Source organism: Peptoniphilus sp. BV3AC2 (genome assembly GCF_000478945.1).
Taxonomy (GTDB): Bacteria; Bacillota; Clostridia; order Tissierellales; family Peptoniphilaceae; genus Peptoniphilus_B; species Peptoniphilus_B duerdenii.
Window position 1 is genome coordinate 99,470 of record NZ_AWXD01000026.1, and the last position, 18,521, is coordinate 117,990.

Here is an 18,521-nt window from a genome sequence, read left to right on the forward strand (position 1 = left end):
AAAAATTAGTCTCTCACAATTTGTGAAAGACTAAATAAATTGCAATTCCATTTCTTCACTGTAAATAAATATGGTTTCAAATATAAAATCACATATTGAAAAAGATAAGCTCATAGCATAATCTAAATCATTTTCAAAAGAAGATTCATTTTCTAAGTATTTATCTACAACAAATCTAACAAATTGTTCAACACTTTGTCTCATTGTTATGAAATGATTTGAATAAAGCAAGGAATTATCTATATCCAAAACTTTAAACTCGTGTTTCAATGAATACTTTGCTAAGTCTTTTTCATATTTAATATGACTTTTAAGATCTTCAATATTAGTGCAAGTTTCTCTAATAGCATGAGGTTTGGTTGTAAAATCACATAGATAATGAGAAATTATACCTAATCTCTTGCTGAAAAACCTTTTAAAGAAAGGTTTCATATTATAGAAATCTACATATCTAGATATATATATTAAATTAACTATTTCCGAAGAAATATATCCTATAGATTCTTCAAGATAATGTCTTTTAAATTTATAGTACGGAAGATAGTCTGGAGCAACTGAGCCCCATCTTAATTTCTTTTTATTTAATCTAATTCCATATTCAGAATAAACTCTATTGAAAAGTTTATCTGCGATTAAAGTATGAGTTTCTGCTAATATTCTAAACACCTTCTTTTCTACATTCATTATATCTGTAATGAACTTTACTGTCAATTAATAACGGTATTTTTTATCAGTGTCCATACAGAGCTGGTTTCAAATCCCTTTCTCCAACTTGCCACGCCACCTAAATTATACTTATTAATAAGTGTAAGTTTGTGTTCTATACTAGAGTTATCTTCAATCCAAATTTTCTTAAGCCCATCATTATCTTGGTACTGAACATAGTTTTGTTTAGCAACTTCATCAAATTTAGGAGTAAGACCTCTCTTAGCTATAATATCTTGTACAGCTGCCATAGATGCCGTTGTTGAACTAACTGATCCATCAGGTTTTTCTGTCCAAATTCTTGTATATGTTGGAATACATAGTATGAATTTATCTCTAGGTATTTGTCTAATTAAATTATTTATATTGCCTTCTACCCATTTGTATTCAGCAACTGATCCTGCTTTGGTAGAACTTCCCCAGTGTTGATCATACGCCATTAACATTACATAGTCTACATGTTTAGATAGATTAACCCTATCATATGGCTCCTTAGTTACATCTTTGGAAATCTGTGGTGTTACATCTATTGACACCTTTATACCATGTTGTTTTAATCTAGCAGCAATCTCTTTAGTGAACTGAGTTATATCATCTCTTGAATCAATTTTAGTATGTTCAAAGTCAATATTTAAACCTTTCATTCCATAGTAATTAAGAGCTCTTATTACCTGATTTATAATGTATTCCCTCTTCGTTGGAGATTTAAGAGTTGCTTCAGTTATATTTGGATCAAATGAATTGTCTAAGTAACCCCATACATCAATTCCTAATGATTTATATTTTGTTACATACTCCATTTTCCCTCTATCAATTAAATCACCATTTTCATTGCCGATAGAGAACCAGGTAGGACATATAACTTTTAAACCTTCTATTGGAGAAATAGCAGCTATGGAAGCATCTGACTGAGTTGAATAAGTATAGTCCCATGTTAAATTAAGAGGCCTTTTGGCCTCTGTGGTTACTGTGTCTTTAATTGTTGAGAATTTTCCGGATCCGAAATCAACTTCTAAAAGATCTTTCTTTATATATCCTTTATATCCATCTTTTATACGAACTTTATAGAAATCTCCTTCTTCTCCGAAAACTAATATTTCTTCATTTCCTTGTAGGTTCTTTACAATTGGAGATTGAAGGCTAGCTTCTTCTCTTAAATTGGTTCCTTGACCCTTTAGAGTTCCTTTTGCATAGTTTATATTTGTATAATCCATGATAAGTAACTTCAAATCATCTATATATCTTAACTCTACAGGATAATCATATATAAAAGCTTCGATAGGTACAAATATTTTATTATCTTTTTCAATGACTGGGTCTCTAAGCGCGACTTCATTTCCATTTTGTAACATTTTCATTTCACCAACTTTAATTCTTTTTGTACCTTTATCGTTGGCAAAAGTAATGATTTTTTCATTTTCATTATAATCTACATCTTTATCTATTTTATCTTTAATAAAATCCAATGCTAGATAGTATTGACCGTCTATCCTATCAAAAAGAGATTTATCAACATCATCAGCTTCACAAATAAATGAGAATTCATTATATTTTGTAGATATGACTTTAGAAGATCTGCCTTTTAATAAATATATAAAAGCCCCACTTGCTAAAATTATTAAAACTAACAGCCCTAACAGTATTTTTTTCATAAATTTCTCCTTTAATAATTATAAGATAATTATAATACAGAATTAAAATTAATTCAAAAAAAGATCCTTTTGCTTAAAGGATCTTTTTTATTAATAGTTAGTTTTTTCTTTAACTTTAGCAGATTTTCCTTGTCTATTTCTGATGTAGAATAATTTAGCACGTCTAGTTTTACCTTTTCTTGTAACAACAAGTTTAGCTATTCTTGGAGAATGTACTAAGAAAGTTCTTTCAACTCCTACTCCGTAAGAAAGTCTTCTTACAGTAAATGTTTGTCTAACGCCTTCTCCTTGAACTTTTATAACGGTTCCTTCGAAAACTTGAACTCTTTCTCTAGAACCTTCGATAATTCTATAATGAACTTGAACTGTATCTCCAGTTGAGAAACTAGGAACTTCTTTAGTAATTTGTTCATTTTCAATTTGTCTGATTAAATCCATTTAAGATCCTCCTTCCTTTTTATCCTTAATAAATTTAAAAAGATCTGGTCTTTTTTTCTTTGTTTGTAAAATAGACATCTCTCGTCTATATTTTTCAATTTCTTGATGGTTCCCGCTGAGCAGTACATCTGGAACTTTAAGTCCCACAAATTCTTGAGGTCTAGTGTATTGAGGATATTCTAGAAGACCATCCATATGAGATTCGTCTTCATAAGCTTCAGATGAAGCTAGAACTCCATCAATCATACGAGATACAGAATCTATAAGCACCATAGCTGGAATCTCTCCACCCGTTAGTACATAATCACCAATAGATATCTCTTCATCTATATAGTTTTCAATTATTCTCTCATCTATCCCTTCATAATGACCACAAAGTAAGACTATATGTTCTTTTTTAGAAAGGTCTTTTATTAGTTTCTGATTTAAAACTTTTCCCTGTGGAGATAAAAACACCACATGAGAATTTTCGGTTTTGACACTTTCTATTGCCTTATAAACAGGCTCTACCATCATGACCATGCCCTGGCCACCACCATAAGGGTAATCGTCAACTTGACCATGTTTATTAATTGCAAAGTCTCTTATATTTATGCTCTCTACAGAAATAAGGCCATTTTCTATAGCTCTTCTTATAATGCTGTAGCCTTTTATTGATTCAATAAATTCAGGAAAAAGAGTAAGCGTTGTAAATTTCATCAAAACATACCCTCAATAGGATTTAATATAATTCCATTTTCTAAATCCACACTAACTATAAAATTATCTATAAATGGCACATAATGAACAGCTTTAGTTTCATCTTCTATTTCTAAAATATCGTGAACTGGATTTTCTAAAATAGATATTACAGTACCTAAAAAATTATTTTTTGTATCGTAACATTTTAGTCCAATTACTTGATATTGAAAATATTCGCCTTCTTTTAGATTTATACGATCATCTTCTAAAATATAGATATACTTACCTTTAAAAGGAAGTACTTTATTAATGTCATCATAGCCTTTAAGATCTAAATATACTAGATTATTACTAATTCTTCTATTAGAAATTTCAATTTTTAAATCATCTAGTATTATATAGTTAAGACTCTTAAATCTATTGATATCAGAAGTTATTGGCTGTACTTTTATAGTTCCTTTTATACCATGTGTATTTAAAATTTTTCCTATTATTAATTGATCAGTTTTCAATTTGCAAGTTAACCTTTATATTCTCTTTAAGAGACATCGCTTTTAAAATGGTCCTAATTGATTTTGCAATTCTTCCTTGTCTACCTATTACCTTCCCCATATCAGCCTCAGCAACATGAAGAGTAATATCGATAGAAGAATCTGTATTATTAAATTCAACCTTTACAGAGTCCTTATCTTCGCAAAGAGATTTTGCAATAAATTCTACTAACTCAACCATTTGAGACCTCCTATTCGGATTATTCTTCCTCTTGGTTAGCTTCAGTTGTTACTTCTTTTGATTTTGGTTGGTAAACATTATTTTCTTTGAAAAGTCTATCAACTGTATCAGTTGGTTTAGCACCATTTTCAATCCATTTGTTTACAGACTCTAGATTAACCACCACTTTTTTTGGTTCAGTTAGTGGATTGTAGTATCCTAGTTCTTCAATAAATCTACCATTTCTAGGAGCTCTAGAATCAGCTACTATTATTCTATAAAATGGATTTTTCTTTGAACCCATTCTTCTAAGTCTAATTTTTACTGCCAAATTATTCACCTCCTGTTATTTATACATTAAAATGGAAAAGGTAGTTTAAACTTTCCTTTTTTCATTTTATTGCCCATTCCCGAAAATTGTTTCATCATTTTTTTCAGTTCTTTGAATTGTTTTAGAAGCTTATTAACTTCTGTTACTGGTACGCCAGCACCATTTGAAATACGTTTCTTTCTAGAAACATCAATAATTTCTGGTTTAATTCTTTCTTTTGGAGTCATAGATCTTATAATTGCTTCAACCCTGTCGAATTCTTTTTCATCGACATTTAAGTTCTTTAACATTTTATTGTTAACTCCTGGAATCATCGCAAGTATATCTTCTAATGGACCCAAATTTTTAACTTGTTGCATTTGATCTAAAAAATCTTCAAAAGTAAAAGATTGATTCTTTAACTTTTCTTCAAATTCTTTAGCTTTCTTTTCATCTACTGCTTCTTGAGCTTTTTCTATTAGGGAAAGAACATCTCCCATTCCTAGAATTCTATTACTCATACGATCTGGATAAAAGACTTCCAATGAATCCATCTTTTCTCCAAGAGATATGAACTTAATAGGTACGTCGGTTACAGCTCTTAATGACAAGGCAGCTCCACCTCTTGCATCTCCATCAAGTTTAGTAAGAATAACTCCTGTTAGATCCAATTTTTCTGCAAAAGATTCAGTAACATTTACTGCATCTTGTCCAGTCATAGCATCTAAAACTAAAAGTTTTTCTTGAGGATCTACAGATTTTACTATATTTAAAAGCTCATCCATGAGATTTTCATCTACATGAAGTCGACCAGCAGTATCTATAATTACTACATCATTACCATTTCTTTTTGCATGTTCTACTGAGGCTTTTGCAATATCTACTGGGTTAATCTTATCTCCCATAGTAAATACTGGAACATCAATACCTTCTCCAACAACTTGAAGCTGTTTTATAGCAGCTGGTCTGTATACGTCACATGCAACTAAAAGAGGTCTTTTTCCTCTTTTTTTCATTTGTAATGCAAGCTTACCAGAGGTAGTAGTCTTACCGGCACCTTGAAGACCTGCCATGACAAATACTGATGGATTTTTAGAAAGATCTAACTTAGATTCTCCTTCACCCATTAGCGTTTTTAGCTCTTCATTTACGATCTTTATTACTTGTTGTCCTGGAGTCAAGCTTTCAAGAACTTCAGATCCAAGTGCGCGTTCTTTTACTTTCTTTGTAAAATCTTTAACTACTTTAAAGTTAACATCTGCTTCAAGTAATGCAAGTCTTACTTCTCTCATGGCCAAATCAATATCTTTTTCAGTTAATTTTCCTTTGCCTCTTAGTTTAGACAAAGTATTTTGTAATTTATCTGAAAGTGATTCAAATATCATCTTCAACCTCCATGTTAAAAAGTACATTTTTAATTTTGCTTAAATTTTCTGAGTCATAATCCTTTGAATTATTTTCAAATTCATCAAATAATTCTTTTAAGATTTCTAGTTTTTTTTCATTTTTGAAGCGATTGTTAATCATCTTTAGTTTGTCTTCATACTCACTGAGATTTTCAATACCTCGTTTAATATTATCTGAAACTCCTTGTTTGGATATTTTTAGTATGTCTGCAATTTCATTTAATGAATAATCATACTCGTAGTACATTTCAAGACATTTTTTTTGTCTTTCTGTAAGTAGATTCTTATAATAAATAAGCAACATATTTATTTTGAATATATCTTCCATGTTATCACCTTAGGAGTAATCAAATTAATAGGGTCAAGTTATTTCCTTGACCCTATTAATTATATTTATATTTTATGAATTTGTCAACACTTTTAATGAAATTTATTTTATAGCAAACCTATTTCATCATATATTTCATCAACTTGTCCATTTTTTATATAGACCCTTGGTATTCTAGAACTAAAGTGAGTTGAATAAGAAGTTGCAATCTCTCCTGCTAGTCCTGCGACTTCTTCAATAGTTATCTCTTCATCTCCATCTTTTCCTATTATTGTACATATTGTATTCATATCACAATCGACATTTGTAACATCAACCATCATTTGATCCATACAAATTCTACCAATAACAGGACACCTTTTACCATTTACTATGACATCTATCTTATTTGAAAGAATTCTAACAACTCCATCGGCATAGCCTATAGGTAGAGTTGCTACTTTTGTATCTCTATCGCAGGTATATGTAAGCCCATAGCTTACTTTTTCATCTTTTTTTATTGTTTTTATATTAGAAATTTTTGCTTTTAGTGAACCTATATATTTTAAATCAAAACCTTCTTTTTTCAATCCTTCAGATGATCCATACATTATGATTCCTGGTCTTACAGCATCTAGATTGAATTCTTTAAAATTCATTATAGCCATAGAGTTAGAAATATGTTTGTAAGGAATTTCAATTCCTATATTTTCTATAATTCTTGTCATTCTAATAAATTTATCAAATTGTTTTCTCGTATAACAAGGGTCAGTATCTGCTGCGGCAAAATGTGAGAAAGTCCCTGATACTTCAATATTTTTACCATTCTTAATAGTTTCCATATTTTCGATGAATTTATCATCTTCTACAAACCCTATACGATTCATTCCTGTTTCTAAAGGAATATTAATTTGAGCAGTTGAATTTATTTCTGATGCAATCTTTTCTAAATTTAAGACATCATCTTTTGTATATATAGAAAGCTCAACTCTATTCTCTATAGCTTTTTTAAATAGGCTTCTATCAGTATAACCAAGAATCATAATTTTAATATCAGAATGATACTTTCTAATCTCTAGAGCTTCTTGTAATGTAGCTACAGCAAAATAATCAATTCCTTCTAAAATCAAAGTATCAACTATCTTTTTAATCCCAAATCCATATGCATTTGCTTTTACTACTGCAATAATAGAAGAGTTAAGACTTATATTTCTTTTAATAGTTCTAATATTATCGATTAATTTATCTAGATCAACTTCTAAGAAACAAGATCGAGTAAGTTCTTTATTCTTCAAAAAGTGCCTCCACAAAATCTTTAGAATTGAAATTTTGTAAATCATCAATTCCTTCGCCAACTCCAACCAATTTAATTGGTACTCCTAGTTCTGATTGAAGCGCTAAAACTACTCCTCCCTTAGCTGTTCCATCTAATTTAGTTAAAACCATTCCAGTTATATTTGCTGCTTCTTTAAAAGTCTTAGCCTGATTGATGGCATTTTGACCTGTAGTTGCATCTAGCACAAGAAGAGTTTCTCTAGTAGCTTCTGGATACTTTGTTTCAATAACATTAGATATCTTTTCCAATTCCTTCATCAAGTTTTGCTTATTATGAAGTCTGCCTGCAGTATCGCAAATAAGAACATCAATATTTCTTGATTTAGCTGCTTCTATTGCATCAAATATAACTGCAGCAGGATCTGAACCTTCGTTTTGGTGTATTACATCTATATTAGCTCTATTTCCCCACTCTTTTAGTTGTTCGATAGCTGCCGCTCTAAATGTATCTCCAGCAGCAACAAGTACAGATTTACCTTCTTTTCTAAATCTATTTGCAAGTTTACCTATTGTGGTAGTCTTGCCTACACCATTTACTCCTACAACAAGAATTATGGATTTATCACCTAGATTTAATTCAGAAGATTTATCTATATCCAAAAGCTTTAATGTTTCCTCTTTTAAAAGAGGTACAACCATATTAGGATCATTAACCTTATTTTCTATTATGCTTTCTCTCAAATTATCCACTAGCTTCATTGTAGTTTCCATTCCAACATCAGCTGAAATAAGAATATCTTCCAAATCTTCTAGCATTTCATCGTCAATTTTAACATAAGCGCCTATGATGGTATTAAATTTTACGCTCATGTCTTTTCTAGTTTTATCCAAACCTTTTTTTAGTTTTGCAAAGAAGCCTATTTTCTCTGGTTCACTATTTTCTAATGATTCTTCTATAAAATCTTTTTCAATTTGAAATTCTTTTTCTGGTTCTTCATTTACCAAATCTTCACCAATATTAATTTCAATAGAAGTTTCATTGTATTCTTCATCTAAATTTTCTAAACCAGAATTATCATTGTCATAATAATTACCATCATTGTTGCTATTATCATTGCAATTATTATTTTGACTTATTTCTTGTAAGTCTTCATTTAATAAACTATCATCTATTTCATCTTTGAATTCTTCGTTAACAATAATATTTTCATGATTTTCTTCTTCTATATTTTCTTTTTCTTTTTCTTTTTTAAACTTATCTTTAAACCAATTTAACATAAATAATTACTCCTTTAAAAGTGTTGAAATGACTTTACTAACTCCAAGCTCTTCCATTGTAACTCCATATAAGACATCTGCAATTTCCATAGAAAGTTTTCTGTGTGTGATTAATATAAATTGTATATCTTCTAACGTCTTCAAATAATCGCAATATCTTGTGATATTTGCATCATCTAGTGCAGCATCTATTTCATCAAGTATGCAAAATGGAGCAGGTCTAACCTTAAGTAACGCAAATAGTAACGCTACCGCTGTCATTGCCTTCTCTCCTCCAGATAAAAGAGAAAGTGATTGAAACCTCTTTCCAGGTGGTTGAGCTTTTATCTCTATACCAGCGTTTAAATAATCTTCTTCGCCTTCAATCTCAATAGAAGCTTGACCACCATTAAAAAGTATTTTAAATATCTCATTAAAATATAATCCGATTTTTTCAATTGATTCTTTAAAGTTTTTCTTCATAGAATAATCTAATTTTTCTATTACTTTCTTAAGCTCATGCTTAGAGTTTAAAAGATCTGTCCTTTGATTCAAATTGAAATCTAATCTTTCCTTCGTATTTTTGTAGTCTTCAATGGATGCTACATTTACTGTACCTAGTCCAGAAATTAAATCTTTTAATTTTTTTATTCTATCTCTTGCTTCTGTAACTGATAAATTTTCAAGTTCATTAATTGAATCTAAGTCTTCCACACCATATTCTTCGAAAACTTTAGTTAATAAATCTGATTTTTCTTTATTTTTAAATTCAATATTATTTTTAAGATTTATAATCTCTTTTTCTAATAAGAATAAATCATTTCTTAGATTTTCATTGTCAGATAATAATTTTTCATAAGATTGTTTTTTATTAAAAATGGAATTTTTAAACTCCTCTAACTTACTTGAGATATCAGTTTTTAAATCTTGTTTATTTAATAAATCTGATTTATAAATTGATATTTTAGACTCATCCTCAATTATAGATGCATTAAGTCTATCTAGTAACAGCCTATTTTCTTCAAGTAATTTATTTTCTTCTTCCATTTTTATAGATGCCAAACTTTTTTCTCTTGACTTTGAAGATAATTTTTCATCGATTATTTTATTTTTAGTTTCAACTTCATAAAGTTTATCTTTAAGTTCATTCAATTTTTCTGAATCAGCTTTTAATTTAAGTTCATTCTCTTCCTTGTTAACACTAAGATTATTGAAGTCTAGATTAAGCTTATCGAATCTATCTTGTAATTCTTCTAAATCCTTTAGACCTGAATTAATTCCAGTTTCTAAGCTTTGTGATTCTTTAGTATAATTGTCTTTTGTTAGATTTAAATTATCAAGAGATAATTTAATTTTTACTGACTGTTCATTTAATAGAGCAAGATTTTTATTATTTTCATCTATTTTTGTATTTAATTCTTTCAATTCATTGGATTTTATATCAAATTGTTTTGTATTTTTCTCAATGAATTCTTTAATTTTTGAAAGATCTTGATGTAAATCATTTGTAAGTTTTTTAAGATTATCTAGCTCTACATTTCTAGATAACACTGAATAGAAATTCTTATTTGACCCTCCTGTTATAGTACCGCCAACATTTAGACTTTCACCATCGAGTGTTACAACTCTAAATCTATTGTTCGTCTTATTAGAAAAATTAAGTGCACTCTCATAATCTTTAGCTATTACTATTTTTCCAAGTAAATAAGAAAATATATTTTTAAGCTCATCATCAACTTCAATTAGTGAATCAGCATAATTCAAAATCCCTTTTGATTTATAAGGCTCTAAATTGAAATTTAATTTGCTTGGTAGTACTGTATCAATAGGAATAAAAGTAACCCTTCCGTAGTTATTTTTTTTCAAGACTGAAATCATATCATAGACTGCACTTTGTCTTTTCACTATTATGTTTTGAACTGCAGCCCCTAAAGCAATATTTATAGCTGTTTCATATTCTTTTCTAACTTTTAAATTGTCTCCTACTGGTCCAATAAGCTCACCAACAAAAATATTTCTATTTTTAGCATAGGACATAAAAGATTTAGTAGATTTAGAATATCCCTCAAAATTTTCAATAACTGATTCAAGTGACTTTATCTTAGTAGCATTATTAATTATTTTGTTATCTATTAAAGCATATTCGCTATTAAGCCTAGATAGTTCTTCTCTATCCTTATTTAATTTGTTTAAAGATTTTGCTTCATCGGTTTTTAATTTGTCTATTTCTCTAGTTTGAATTCCTATTTTGTAATTTATTTCTGAATTTGATTTTTCTAAATCTTTTATATCTGATTCAAGCTTTTCTACTACTTTAGACAATTCTAATTTACGATTCTTCCTATCTTCAATGAGTCTAGTTTTAACTTCAATTTGAGAAGATAAGTTAGATTTTTTATCTAAATATTCTAAATGTTGTTTTTGAAGTATATCTCTTTGTAATAAGTTTTCTTCATTTTGTAATATAAAATCTTCTAAATTCTTCTTTTTTTCATAAAGCAGAGTATCAATGTTAGATTTTTCTTCATTTAGTTTATCTATTTCAGATTGTATTTGATTAAACTCTAAAGAAGTCTTTTCTTTTTTATCAATACTATCGTTTATTGAATTATTAGCATTTTCGATTTGTTCTCTTTTGTTTTTAATGCTTTGATTAAGTAGATTTATACCAGAATTAATTTCATTTAATGAGTTGGAATTTTCAAAATTTTTTAAATTTAAATTTTCAAGATCCATTTGTAGCTTCTCAATATCTTCTTTGAAAATTTTTTCCTTATTTCTAAAGTCTTCTAAATTCAAATTTGTTTTATCAAATTCAGAGGTTTTTTCTTTTAAAATAGTGGATCTATCTTTTAAATAATTAATAATATTTGAATAGTCACGTTTAGATATTGTTAGGTCTAATTCTTTTAATTCTCCTGCGTATTCTAAATACTTAATAGCTTTTTTAGACTCTTCTTCAAGTTCATCTACCCTTGTAGCTATTTCAGAAATTATATCAGAAATTCTAGTTATATTTTGGTCTGTTCTATTTAGTTTATTTAGAGCTTCCTGTTTTTTTGATTTAAATTTTGAAATTCCAGATGCCTCTTCAAAGATTGCTCTTCTTTTATCTGGACTATTTGATAAAACTTCATCTATTCTACCTTGGCCTATCAATGAATATCCGTCTTTTCCTATACCAGTATCCATAAATAGTTCTTTTACGTCTTTTAAACGAACCTTTTCACCATTTATTCTATATTCAGATTCAAGAGATCTATACATCTTCCTTGATACTGCAACTTCATCGAAATCTATATTTAGTGCTCTATCTATATTGTTAAATAAAATAGTTACTTCTGCAAAGCCTAGAGGTTTTCTTTTATTTGTACCTGAAAATATTACATCTTCCATCTTTTTACCTCTTAAAGATTTTATAGATGTCTCTCCAAGCACCCACATTATAGCATCGGAAATATTACTTTTACCGCTTCCATTAGGGCCTACCACTCCGGTGATTTCATTGTCAAATTCAATTTTAGTTTTGTCAGCAAAAGATTTAAATCCTTGCATTGTAAGAGATTTTAAATACATATTTCTTCCTCAAATTACAATTTTAAAAGCATTATCCTCGTCATTTAAAATAATTTCATCTATATCTTTTATTTGTTTAAATTTTAAAGAATCTAAATTTAGAGATTCTATCAGCATATTAGATCCAGATTTATTCTGTCCGCTAATCATAGAAATATTTCTGCCAGAAGCTTCTATTAATAAATGTTTAATTTCTATGTTTTTTAAATAATCTATAATACTATCAATTAAAATTTTAGTTTCCACTAACTGTCTAAAAGCTGGATGAAAAGGTCCAGCTACTACTGACCCATCATAGTTAATTTCATCTGTTGGTTGTAGTCCAATTCTAATAACAGGAATATTATTTTTGTTGTACAATGATAAGAGTTCTGCACAAATGTTTACAGCTTCTGTCAAGCTTAAGGCGTTATATTCACTTTTATTATATTTATTTTCCAACTCTGTATCTTTTACAACTAAAGTTGGATAAATTCTAACAAAATCTGGCTTTAAATTTATAAAGTCCAAAGCAGTCTTCACTTCTAGATCATCATTTGACTCTGGAAGTCCAACCATTTGTTGCAGTCCAACATCAAATCCATATTCTTTTAATAAATTTACTGATTTCTTCACACAGTTGAAATCATGCCCTCTTCCAGATTTATTAAGTACATTTTGATTGCTAGATTGTACTCCTAGCTCAACAGTATCAACACCATTAGATTTTAAAATTTCAAGTATATTTTCATCTATATAGTCAGGTCTTGTTGATAGTCTAATGAAAGATACTAAATTTTTCTTTTTATATTCATTAGCAACACTTAAGAAATTTATTTGATCTTCTATTGGTATGGCTGTGAAACTACCTCCATAGAAAGCAACTTCAACTATAGAATCTTTTCTAAAATAATCCAAATACTCATCAATAGTATTTTTCACAGTTTCTTTAGTAGCAATACTAGTAGAAGCTATTTTATTTTGATTACAAAAAACACAGTCGTGCGGACATCCTAAATGCGGTATAAATATTGGGATTATATTTCTTTTCATTTAAAATTACCTTTTGATAAAGCATCTTTAGCTGCCATTTGTTCAGATTTTTTTATTGAGTTACCTTCACCTCTACCAAATACTTTTCCATCCACGATTACTTTTGAATAAAAAACTCGTGAATTTAAAGGACCATTGGTTTTTTCAAGAACATACTCAATGTTTAAGTGAGCCATTTGGCATACTTCCTGAAGTCTTGATTTATAGTCTACTAGATATGATGATTCATGAGCTTTTTCAAGTTCTTCGGACATAATATCTAGAATAAATTCTTTTACAACATCAAAAGAACTATCTAAGTATATAGCACCAATTAAAGCTTCTAAGGAATCTGCCAAAATAGATAGTTTTTCTCTCCCGTTATTCTTTTCTTCGCCTTTACCTAAAAGAATCATCTCTCCTAAGTTTATTTTCTTTGCTATTTTTGCTAAAGAAGATTCTTTGACAACTTTAGCCCTCATCATAGAGAGTTGTCCTTCTCTAACTTTAAACTGTTTAAAAAAATATTCCCCTACTACTAAATCAAGTACTGCATCTCCTAAAAACTCTAATCTTTCGTTGGAATATTTACATTTTTCTTTATTTTCATTTGAATAAGAGCTATGAGTAAGAGCAGTTCTAAATAGTTCCTCATTCTTAAACTCATAGCTTATATTCAAATATTTTAAATTTTTCAATTTTCTATTTCTAGTTCCTCCACATAATCGATTACATCTTCAATAGTATTTAGCTTCTTTATGTCATCATCTGAAACTTGTATTCCAAATTCATCTTCCATTGTCATTATTAGTTCAACTAAATCTATTGAATCAGCATTTAAATCATCTCTAAAGTCCATCTTAGGATTTAAAGATGCTACATCCATAGTAAATTGTGCTGCTATTATTTCTAAAATTCTTTCTTTCATATTTCACCTCTAAATGAATTTTCTATTTTATCTATAAGTTTATTTTCATGCATTAGTAAAGCTGATTTAGCCGCATTTTTAATCGCATTTCTATCGCTAGCTCCATGAGCTTTGATTACAAGTTTTTTAAGACCAAGAAGAAGCACTCCTCCTACTTCCCTATAGTCTAAAGTCTTTACGACTGGTGACAAAGATTGCATAACTTCTAACTTAGCATTATCTGATAGATTTGATATAACTTTTGATTTTAAAAGAGTCATTATAAATCCTGCTAATCCTTCAGTATTCTTCAAAATAATATTTCCAACAAATCCATCACAAACAAGAACATCACATAGATGCTTATTGATATCCCTGCCTTCTATGTTGCCTATAAAGTTTATATCCGCTTCCTTTAATTTTAAGAAAGCTTCTTTTGTAAGAGCATTGCCTTTATTTTCTTCAACACCAACATTTAATAAACCAACTTTTGGTTTTTCTATTCCTTCTGTTACTTGTTTAAGTACTGTACCTAATTTTGCAAATTGAACTAAAAGATCTGCATCAACATCCATATTTGCTCCAGAATCTATAAGAAGTGTATTTCCATTTATAGTAGGAATTGGTGTAGGAAGTACAGCTCTTTTTACATTGTTGATTCTTCCTGCCATAAACATTCCACCTGCTAGGAGTGCACCGGTAGATCCACATGAAATAAATGCATCGTATTCATTTAAATTGTTAAATGCAACAACAATAGATGAATCTTTCTTTCTTCTAATAGCAAAAGCAGGTTCCTCTTCATTGGTAATTATTTCTTTTGCATCTAGTATGTTCATATCCATTCCTATTTCATTTAAAATAGGTCTAATAATATCTTCATCACCAACAAGTGTAGGTTCTATATTTAATTCTTCTTTAGATAAAACAGCTCCTTCTATAGCCTCTTTTACGCCAAGATCTAAACCAGTAGTATCAAATAATATCTTCATATATCCTCCAAATTAATAAATAATTTTATAATCTATCTATTTTTTCCAAGGCTTTAGTAAACCTATCAGGGAAATCATCTTCAAAGCTAAGTTTCTCACCTGTAATTGGATGATTAAATGTCAACTTATAAGCATGTAGCAATTGAGTTTTAATGCCCAGAGAATTCTTATATCCATAAATTGAATCTCCTAACACAGGATGATTTAAATACCTAGCATGAACTCTTATTTGATGGGTTCTACCCGTTTCTATTATAACACGACATAAGGTAAAACCATTCATATATTTTATTGGAACAAAAGTACTTATGGCATTTTTTGAATTACTATATATAACGGTAAAAGACTTTCTATCTTTTGGATTTCTACCTATAGGTTCATCTACACGAATTTCATTTTCTAAATGCCCTGTTAAAATTGCTAAATACTCTTTATGAATTTCGCCGTATTTAAACATATTCACCAGTTTTTTATATGCTAGTGCGTCTTTAGCAATTATCATAAGTCCGGAAGTGTCTTTATCTAACCTATGAACTATTCCAGGTCTATCTTCCTCACCAATATCTTTGATGTTAATATTATAATCTAGTAAACCATTTACTAGAGTTTCACTAAAAACTCCAGCTCCCGGATGTACAACTAAATTTTCTGGTTTAGATATTACCATTATATATTCATCTTCAAATAAAATTTTAAAATCAATCTTTTGGGGTTCTAGATTAACTTGATCTTCAAGAATTTCTAAAGTAATAATATCATTTTCCTTAATAATATATCCTGATTTAACAGAAACCCCATTTACAAGTACAGATTTATTTTTAATTTCTTTATTAATTTTAGATCTTGAATAATCTAAAACATCTTTCAAAAAAATATCCAGTCTCATACCCTCATGTTGTGACTGGACTACTAATGTTTTATTCATTTTTCTTCCTTTTTGGATTTTCATGAAGAATTACCAGAATCATTACAATAATTGTGCCAATTACAATGAAACTATCAGCTAGATTAAATACTGCAAAATCATGACCAAACATTCTGAAGCTTATAAAGTCAATCACATATTTAAGTCTTAATCTGTCTATAAAATTACCAATTGCCCCAGCTATTATAAGTGTTAAAGAGATTTTTGTAGCTAAAGATGAGCTCTTATAATTTTTTATTAAATAAATCATTAATCCTAGTAAAACTACAATTGTAATGATTGAAAAGAGAAGTTGCGAATTCTGAAGAATGCCAAATGCAGCTCCTCTATTTTCTATATAATAAAAACTTAAAAAACCATCTATTAAGATATAAGGACTTTGTCCTTTTAAAAAACTAACTACAAAAAATTTTGATAGCTGATCCATCATAACTAGCAAAACTACAAAGAAAAATATAGGCATACTACCTCCTAAACCGGAAACTTAGCTCGTATAAAATAATTATCTTTTTTACTCATTCCAAGATCTTCTGCATAAAAAACTCTTCCATAGCCTCTTAGTGAAACTAAGTCACCTTCGTTAATTAAACTTGATGCTGATTTAATAGGTGCAAAATTTACTTTACAAAAACCATTTTCTATGTAGGATTTTGCAAGATCTCTTCTTATTGCAAAAGCTTTTGATATGAATAAATCAAGTCTTTTTGATTTTACAACAAATTCCCTTGAGATAAATTTCTTTTCAGAACATACAACTTTATCTGAAAAAGATATATTTATTTTATAATTTCCTACTTTTTCTAAATTAGAATGAATATAATTCGCGAGTTCATTTTTCACAATCAAATAGTGTTCAAAGTCTCCATCTGAAACTATATCACCAATTTTTTCACGCACTAAACCAAGCCCTAGCACAGAACCTAAAATTTCTCTATGGCTTATCTTGTTTTTTGAAATTATTTTTATTATACTAAGTTTTTCTGTGCGTTCTATATATGGTGGATAAATCTGAATTATTTTTCTCTCAGCTTCATCATATCCGCCATCTTCATAGTACTCTAAATTATGACCAATGATTGGTCTAATAATAGATCTTTCATATGGATCTAAAAAATCTGTATCTATTGACCTATTTGATTTATCGGCTATTTCAATTTTTTCAATCGTTTGTTTTAACTTTTCCTTTAAACTATTATCTTGGATAAAGTCAAGGTTTACCAAGGAAACATTCCTTGATTTTTAAGTTCTTCTTTTAGACCATCAATTTCAACTTTGCTTGGTGCTATTACGAAAATATCTTTATTTACTTTTTGTAGCTTGCCGTCTAGAGCATAAACTGCCCCACTTACGAAATCAAAAATAGCTTTTTTTACATCTACTTCAAGTTGTTCAAAATTCAAAACAACTGCTTTATTTTCTCTCAAATCATCAACTACTTTAGCTGATTCATCATAAGTTAATGGTTCGTGAACAGTTATTACAAGTTCTGAGTGACTCACTCTTGATGGTCTAGTTATTCTGCTTGATTCTTGTGCTTTGTCTGGCTTAACTTCTGTTTCTAGAGCATAACTTTCACTTTCGTTTGAATAATCATCATCTTCATAATACTCATCGTCACCAAAACCAATTAATCTTTTAAACTTTCCCCACATTTCTGCCATTTTAATCCTCCTTAATAATCTCTCTTTCCAAATATGCTAGAACCTATTCTAACCATATTGGATCCTTCTTCAATAGCCATTTCAAAATCCGAGCTCATTCCCATAGATAGATATTTCATTTCTAATTCTTCTATGTTTTGTTTTTTTATTTTTTCCTTTAGGTTATAAAGTCTTCTAAATGAGTCTCTAATTTCTGATAGATCATCAGTATTCTTTGCAATTCCCATTAGTCCAACAATTTTTAAATTTTTAAAATCTAGAAGTGATTCTATGAATTTTTCAGTTTCGGAAAAAGATACTCCACCTTTAGATTCTTCATTGGATATATTTACTTGAACCAAACAATTTACAATTATATTTGAAGCTTGTGCTTTTCTTTCAATTTCCTTAGCAAGTGACATTCTGTCTAAGGAATGTATTAGTTTAGCTTTGTCATATATATATTTTACCTTATTTGATTGTAAAGTACCAATCATATGAAAATTAACATCATTACCTAATTTTTCATACTTTGTTGTAAATTCTTGAACTTTATTTTCACCTATATCGGTGATTCCTAATTCTATTGCTTCTTTTATTATATCAATTCCATGTGTTTTTGTAACCGCTATCAGCTCAACTTTTTCGCCAGAAATTGATTTTTTTTCAGCGATTTCTATTTTTTTTAAAACATCTTCTAAATTTCTTTTTATATCCACTATTTATTC

21 protein-coding genes are annotated in these 18,521 nt (G+C 28.9%); all 21 read right to left on the reverse strand.

Features of this window, described 5'->3' with window-relative positions; translation table 11 throughout:
• Positions 1–30: 30 nt before the first annotated feature.
• The gene (locus tag HMPREF1252_RS06160; RefSeq protein WP_238318191.1) at positions 31–711 is read right to left on the reverse strand and encodes a zinc dependent phospholipase C family protein; all 681 of its coding nucleotides are present in this window, start codon (positions 709–711) and stop codon (positions 31–33) included.
• Positions 708–2,357, reverse strand: a complete 1,650-nt coding sequence (locus HMPREF1252_RS06165) for a glycosyl hydrolase family 18 protein (RefSeq protein ID WP_023059895.1) — start codon at positions 2,355–2,357, stop codon at positions 708–710. Before HMPREF1252_RS06165 ends, HMPREF1252_RS06160 begins: the two co-directional genes overlap by 4 nt.
• A 90-nt stretch (positions 2,358–2,447) precedes the next feature.
• Positions 2,448–2,795: a 50S ribosomal protein L19 gene (gene rplS / locus HMPREF1252_RS06170; protein ID WP_008902251.1), complete on the reverse strand. Its 348-nt coding sequence runs from the start codon at positions 2,793–2,795 to the stop codon at positions 2,448–2,450.
• Complete coding sequence (gene trmD, locus HMPREF1252_RS06175; protein WP_023059840.1) at positions 2,796–3,494, reverse strand: tRNA (guanosine(37)-N1)-methyltransferase TrmD; 699 nt, start codon at positions 3,492–3,494, stop codon at positions 2,796–2,798.
• Complete coding sequence (gene rimM, locus HMPREF1252_RS06180) at positions 3,494–3,988, reverse strand: ribosome maturation factor RimM (protein ID WP_023059824.1); 495 nt, start codon at positions 3,986–3,988, stop codon at positions 3,494–3,496. The genes trmD and rimM overlap by 1 nt, the downstream gene beginning before the upstream one ends.
• Positions 3,978–4,208 (reverse strand): KH domain-containing protein, encoded by a 231-nt coding sequence (locus HMPREF1252_RS06185; RefSeq protein ID WP_008902248.1) that lies wholly within the window; start codon positions 4,206–4,208, stop codon positions 3,978–3,980. Before HMPREF1252_RS06185 ends, rimM begins: the two co-directional genes overlap by 11 nt.
• 19 nt (positions 4,209–4,227) lie before the next feature.
• Entirely contained in the window at positions 4,228–4,518 is a 291-nt protein-coding gene (gene rpsP / locus HMPREF1252_RS06190) for a 30S ribosomal protein S16 (RefSeq protein WP_008902247.1), read from the reverse strand.
• A gap of 26 nt (positions 4,519–4,544) precedes the next feature.
• Entirely contained in the window at positions 4,545–5,882 is a 1,338-nt protein-coding gene (gene ffh, locus HMPREF1252_RS06195; RefSeq protein WP_023059846.1) for a signal recognition particle protein, read from the reverse strand.
• Positions 5,872–6,231, reverse strand: a complete 360-nt coding sequence (gene ylxM / locus HMPREF1252_RS06200; RefSeq protein WP_023059773.1) for a YlxM family DNA-binding protein — start codon at positions 6,229–6,231, stop codon at positions 5,872–5,874. The genes ffh and ylxM overlap by 11 nt, the downstream gene beginning before the upstream one ends.
• 107 nt (positions 6,232–6,338) lie before the next feature.
• Complete coding sequence (gene alr, locus HMPREF1252_RS06205; RefSeq protein WP_023059930.1) at positions 6,339–7,505, reverse strand: alanine racemase; 1,167 nt, start codon at positions 7,503–7,505, stop codon at positions 6,339–6,341.
• Complete coding sequence (gene ftsY, locus HMPREF1252_RS06210; protein WP_023059770.1) at positions 7,495–8,763, reverse strand: signal recognition particle-docking protein FtsY; 1,269 nt, start codon at positions 8,761–8,763, stop codon at positions 7,495–7,497. The genes alr and ftsY overlap by 11 nt, the downstream gene beginning before the upstream one ends.
• 6 nt (positions 8,764–8,769) lie before the next feature.
• Positions 8,770–12,318 (reverse strand): chromosome segregation protein SMC, encoded by a 3,549-nt coding sequence (smc, locus tag HMPREF1252_RS06215; protein WP_023059828.1) that lies wholly within the window; start codon positions 12,316–12,318, stop codon positions 8,770–8,772.
• A gap of 9 nt (positions 12,319–12,327) precedes the next feature.
• Positions 12,328–13,350 carry an elongator complex protein 3 gene (locus tag HMPREF1252_RS06220; protein WP_023059904.1) on the reverse strand — a complete coding sequence of 341 codons (1,023 nt, stop codon included), beginning with the start codon at positions 13,348–13,350 and terminating at the stop codon, positions 12,328–12,330.
• Positions 13,347–14,027 (reverse strand): ribonuclease III, encoded by a 681-nt coding sequence (gene rnc / locus HMPREF1252_RS06225; protein WP_023059820.1) that lies wholly within the window; start codon positions 14,025–14,027, stop codon positions 13,347–13,349. Before rnc ends, HMPREF1252_RS06220 begins: the two co-directional genes overlap by 4 nt.
• Positions 14,024–14,257 carry an acyl carrier protein gene (locus HMPREF1252_RS06230; protein WP_023059890.1) on the reverse strand — a complete coding sequence of 78 codons (234 nt, stop codon included), beginning with the start codon at positions 14,255–14,257 and terminating at the stop codon, positions 14,024–14,026. The genes rnc and HMPREF1252_RS06230 overlap by 4 nt, the downstream gene beginning before the upstream one ends.
• A complete protein-coding gene (gene plsX, locus HMPREF1252_RS06235) occupies positions 14,254–15,228 on the reverse strand; it encodes a phosphate acyltransferase PlsX (RefSeq protein WP_023059929.1) in 975 nt (324 codons plus the stop codon). Before plsX ends, HMPREF1252_RS06230 begins: the two co-directional genes overlap by 4 nt.
• A 25-nt stretch (positions 15,229–15,253) precedes the next feature.
• The gene (locus HMPREF1252_RS06240; protein WP_036746978.1) at positions 15,254–16,153 is read right to left on the reverse strand and encodes an RluA family pseudouridine synthase; all 900 of its coding nucleotides are present in this window, start codon (positions 16,151–16,153) and stop codon (positions 15,254–15,256) included.
• Positions 16,146–16,616, reverse strand: coding sequence for a signal peptidase II (gene lspA, locus HMPREF1252_RS06245; protein ID WP_023059793.1), 471 nt, complete (start codon positions 16,614–16,616; stop codon positions 16,146–16,148). Before lspA ends, HMPREF1252_RS06240 begins: the two co-directional genes overlap by 8 nt.
• An 8-nt stretch (positions 16,617–16,624) precedes the next feature.
• Complete coding sequence (locus tag HMPREF1252_RS06250) at positions 16,625–17,374, reverse strand: YlmH/Sll1252 family protein (RefSeq protein ID WP_023059875.1); 750 nt, start codon at positions 17,372–17,374, stop codon at positions 16,625–16,627.
• Entirely contained in the window at positions 17,368–17,814 is a 447-nt protein-coding gene (locus tag HMPREF1252_RS06255; RefSeq protein WP_023059933.1) for a cell division protein SepF, read from the reverse strand. The genes HMPREF1252_RS06250 and HMPREF1252_RS06255 overlap by 7 nt, the downstream gene beginning before the upstream one ends.
• Positions 17,815–17,825: 11 nt before the next feature.
• Positions 17,826–18,512: a YggS family pyridoxal phosphate-dependent enzyme gene (locus HMPREF1252_RS06260; protein ID WP_023059758.1), complete on the reverse strand. Its 687-nt coding sequence runs from the start codon at positions 18,510–18,512 to the stop codon at positions 17,826–17,828.
• Positions 18,513–18,521: the final 9 nt, after the last annotated feature.

What these genes read in the sequence shown, in the direction of transcription:
- HMPREF1252_RS06185 (WP_008902248.1), bottom strand. Translation starts at nt 4,208, where the DNA reads ATGGTTGAGTTAGTAGAATTTATTGCAAAATCTCTTTGCGAAGATAAG.
- HMPREF1252_RS06255 (WP_023059933.1), bottom strand. Translation starts at nt 17,814, where the DNA reads ATGGCAGAAATGTGGGGAAAGTTTAAAAGATTAATTGGTTTTGGTGAC.
- plsX (WP_023059929.1), bottom strand. Translation starts at nt 15,228, where the DNA reads ATGAAGATATTATTTGATACTACTGGTTTAGATCTTGGCGTAAAAGAG.
- smc (WP_023059828.1), bottom strand. Translation starts at nt 12,318, where the DNA reads ATGTATTTAAAATCTCTTACAATGCAAGGATTTAAATCTTTTGCTGAC.
- trmD (WP_023059840.1), bottom strand. Translation starts at nt 3,494, where the DNA reads ATGAAATTTACAACGCTTACTCTTTTTCCTGAATTTATTGAATCAATA.
- ffh (WP_023059846.1), bottom strand. Translation starts at nt 5,882, where the DNA reads ATGATATTTGAATCACTTTCAGATAAATTACAAAATACTTTGTCTAAA.
- ftsY (WP_023059770.1), bottom strand. Translation starts at nt 8,763, where the DNA reads ATGTTAAATTGGTTTAAAGATAAGTTTAAAAAAGAAAAAGAAAAAGAA.
- HMPREF1252_RS06230 (WP_023059890.1), bottom strand. Translation starts at nt 14,257, where the DNA reads ATGAAAGAAAGAATTTTAGAAATAATAGCAGCACAATTTACTATGGAT.
- ylxM (WP_023059773.1), bottom strand. Translation starts at nt 6,231, where the DNA reads ATGGAAGATATATTCAAAATAAATATGTTGCTTATTTATTATAAGAAT.
- lspA (WP_023059793.1), bottom strand. Translation starts at nt 16,616, where the DNA reads ATGCCTATATTTTTCTTTGTAGTTTTGCTAGTTATGATGGATCAGCTA.
- HMPREF1252_RS06220 (WP_023059904.1), bottom strand. Translation starts at nt 13,350, where the DNA reads ATGAAAAGAAATATAATCCCAATATTTATACCGCATTTAGGATGTCCG.
- HMPREF1252_RS06240 (WP_036746978.1), bottom strand. Translation starts at nt 16,153, where the DNA reads ATGAATAAAACATTAGTAGTCCAGTCACAACATGAGGGTATGAGACTG.
- rplS (WP_008902251.1), bottom strand. Translation starts at nt 2,795, where the DNA reads ATGGATTTAATCAGACAAATTGAAAATGAACAAATTACTAAAGAAGTT.
- HMPREF1252_RS06165 (WP_023059895.1), bottom strand. Translation starts at nt 2,357, where the DNA reads ATGAAAAAAATACTGTTAGGGCTGTTAGTTTTAATAATTTTAGCAAGT.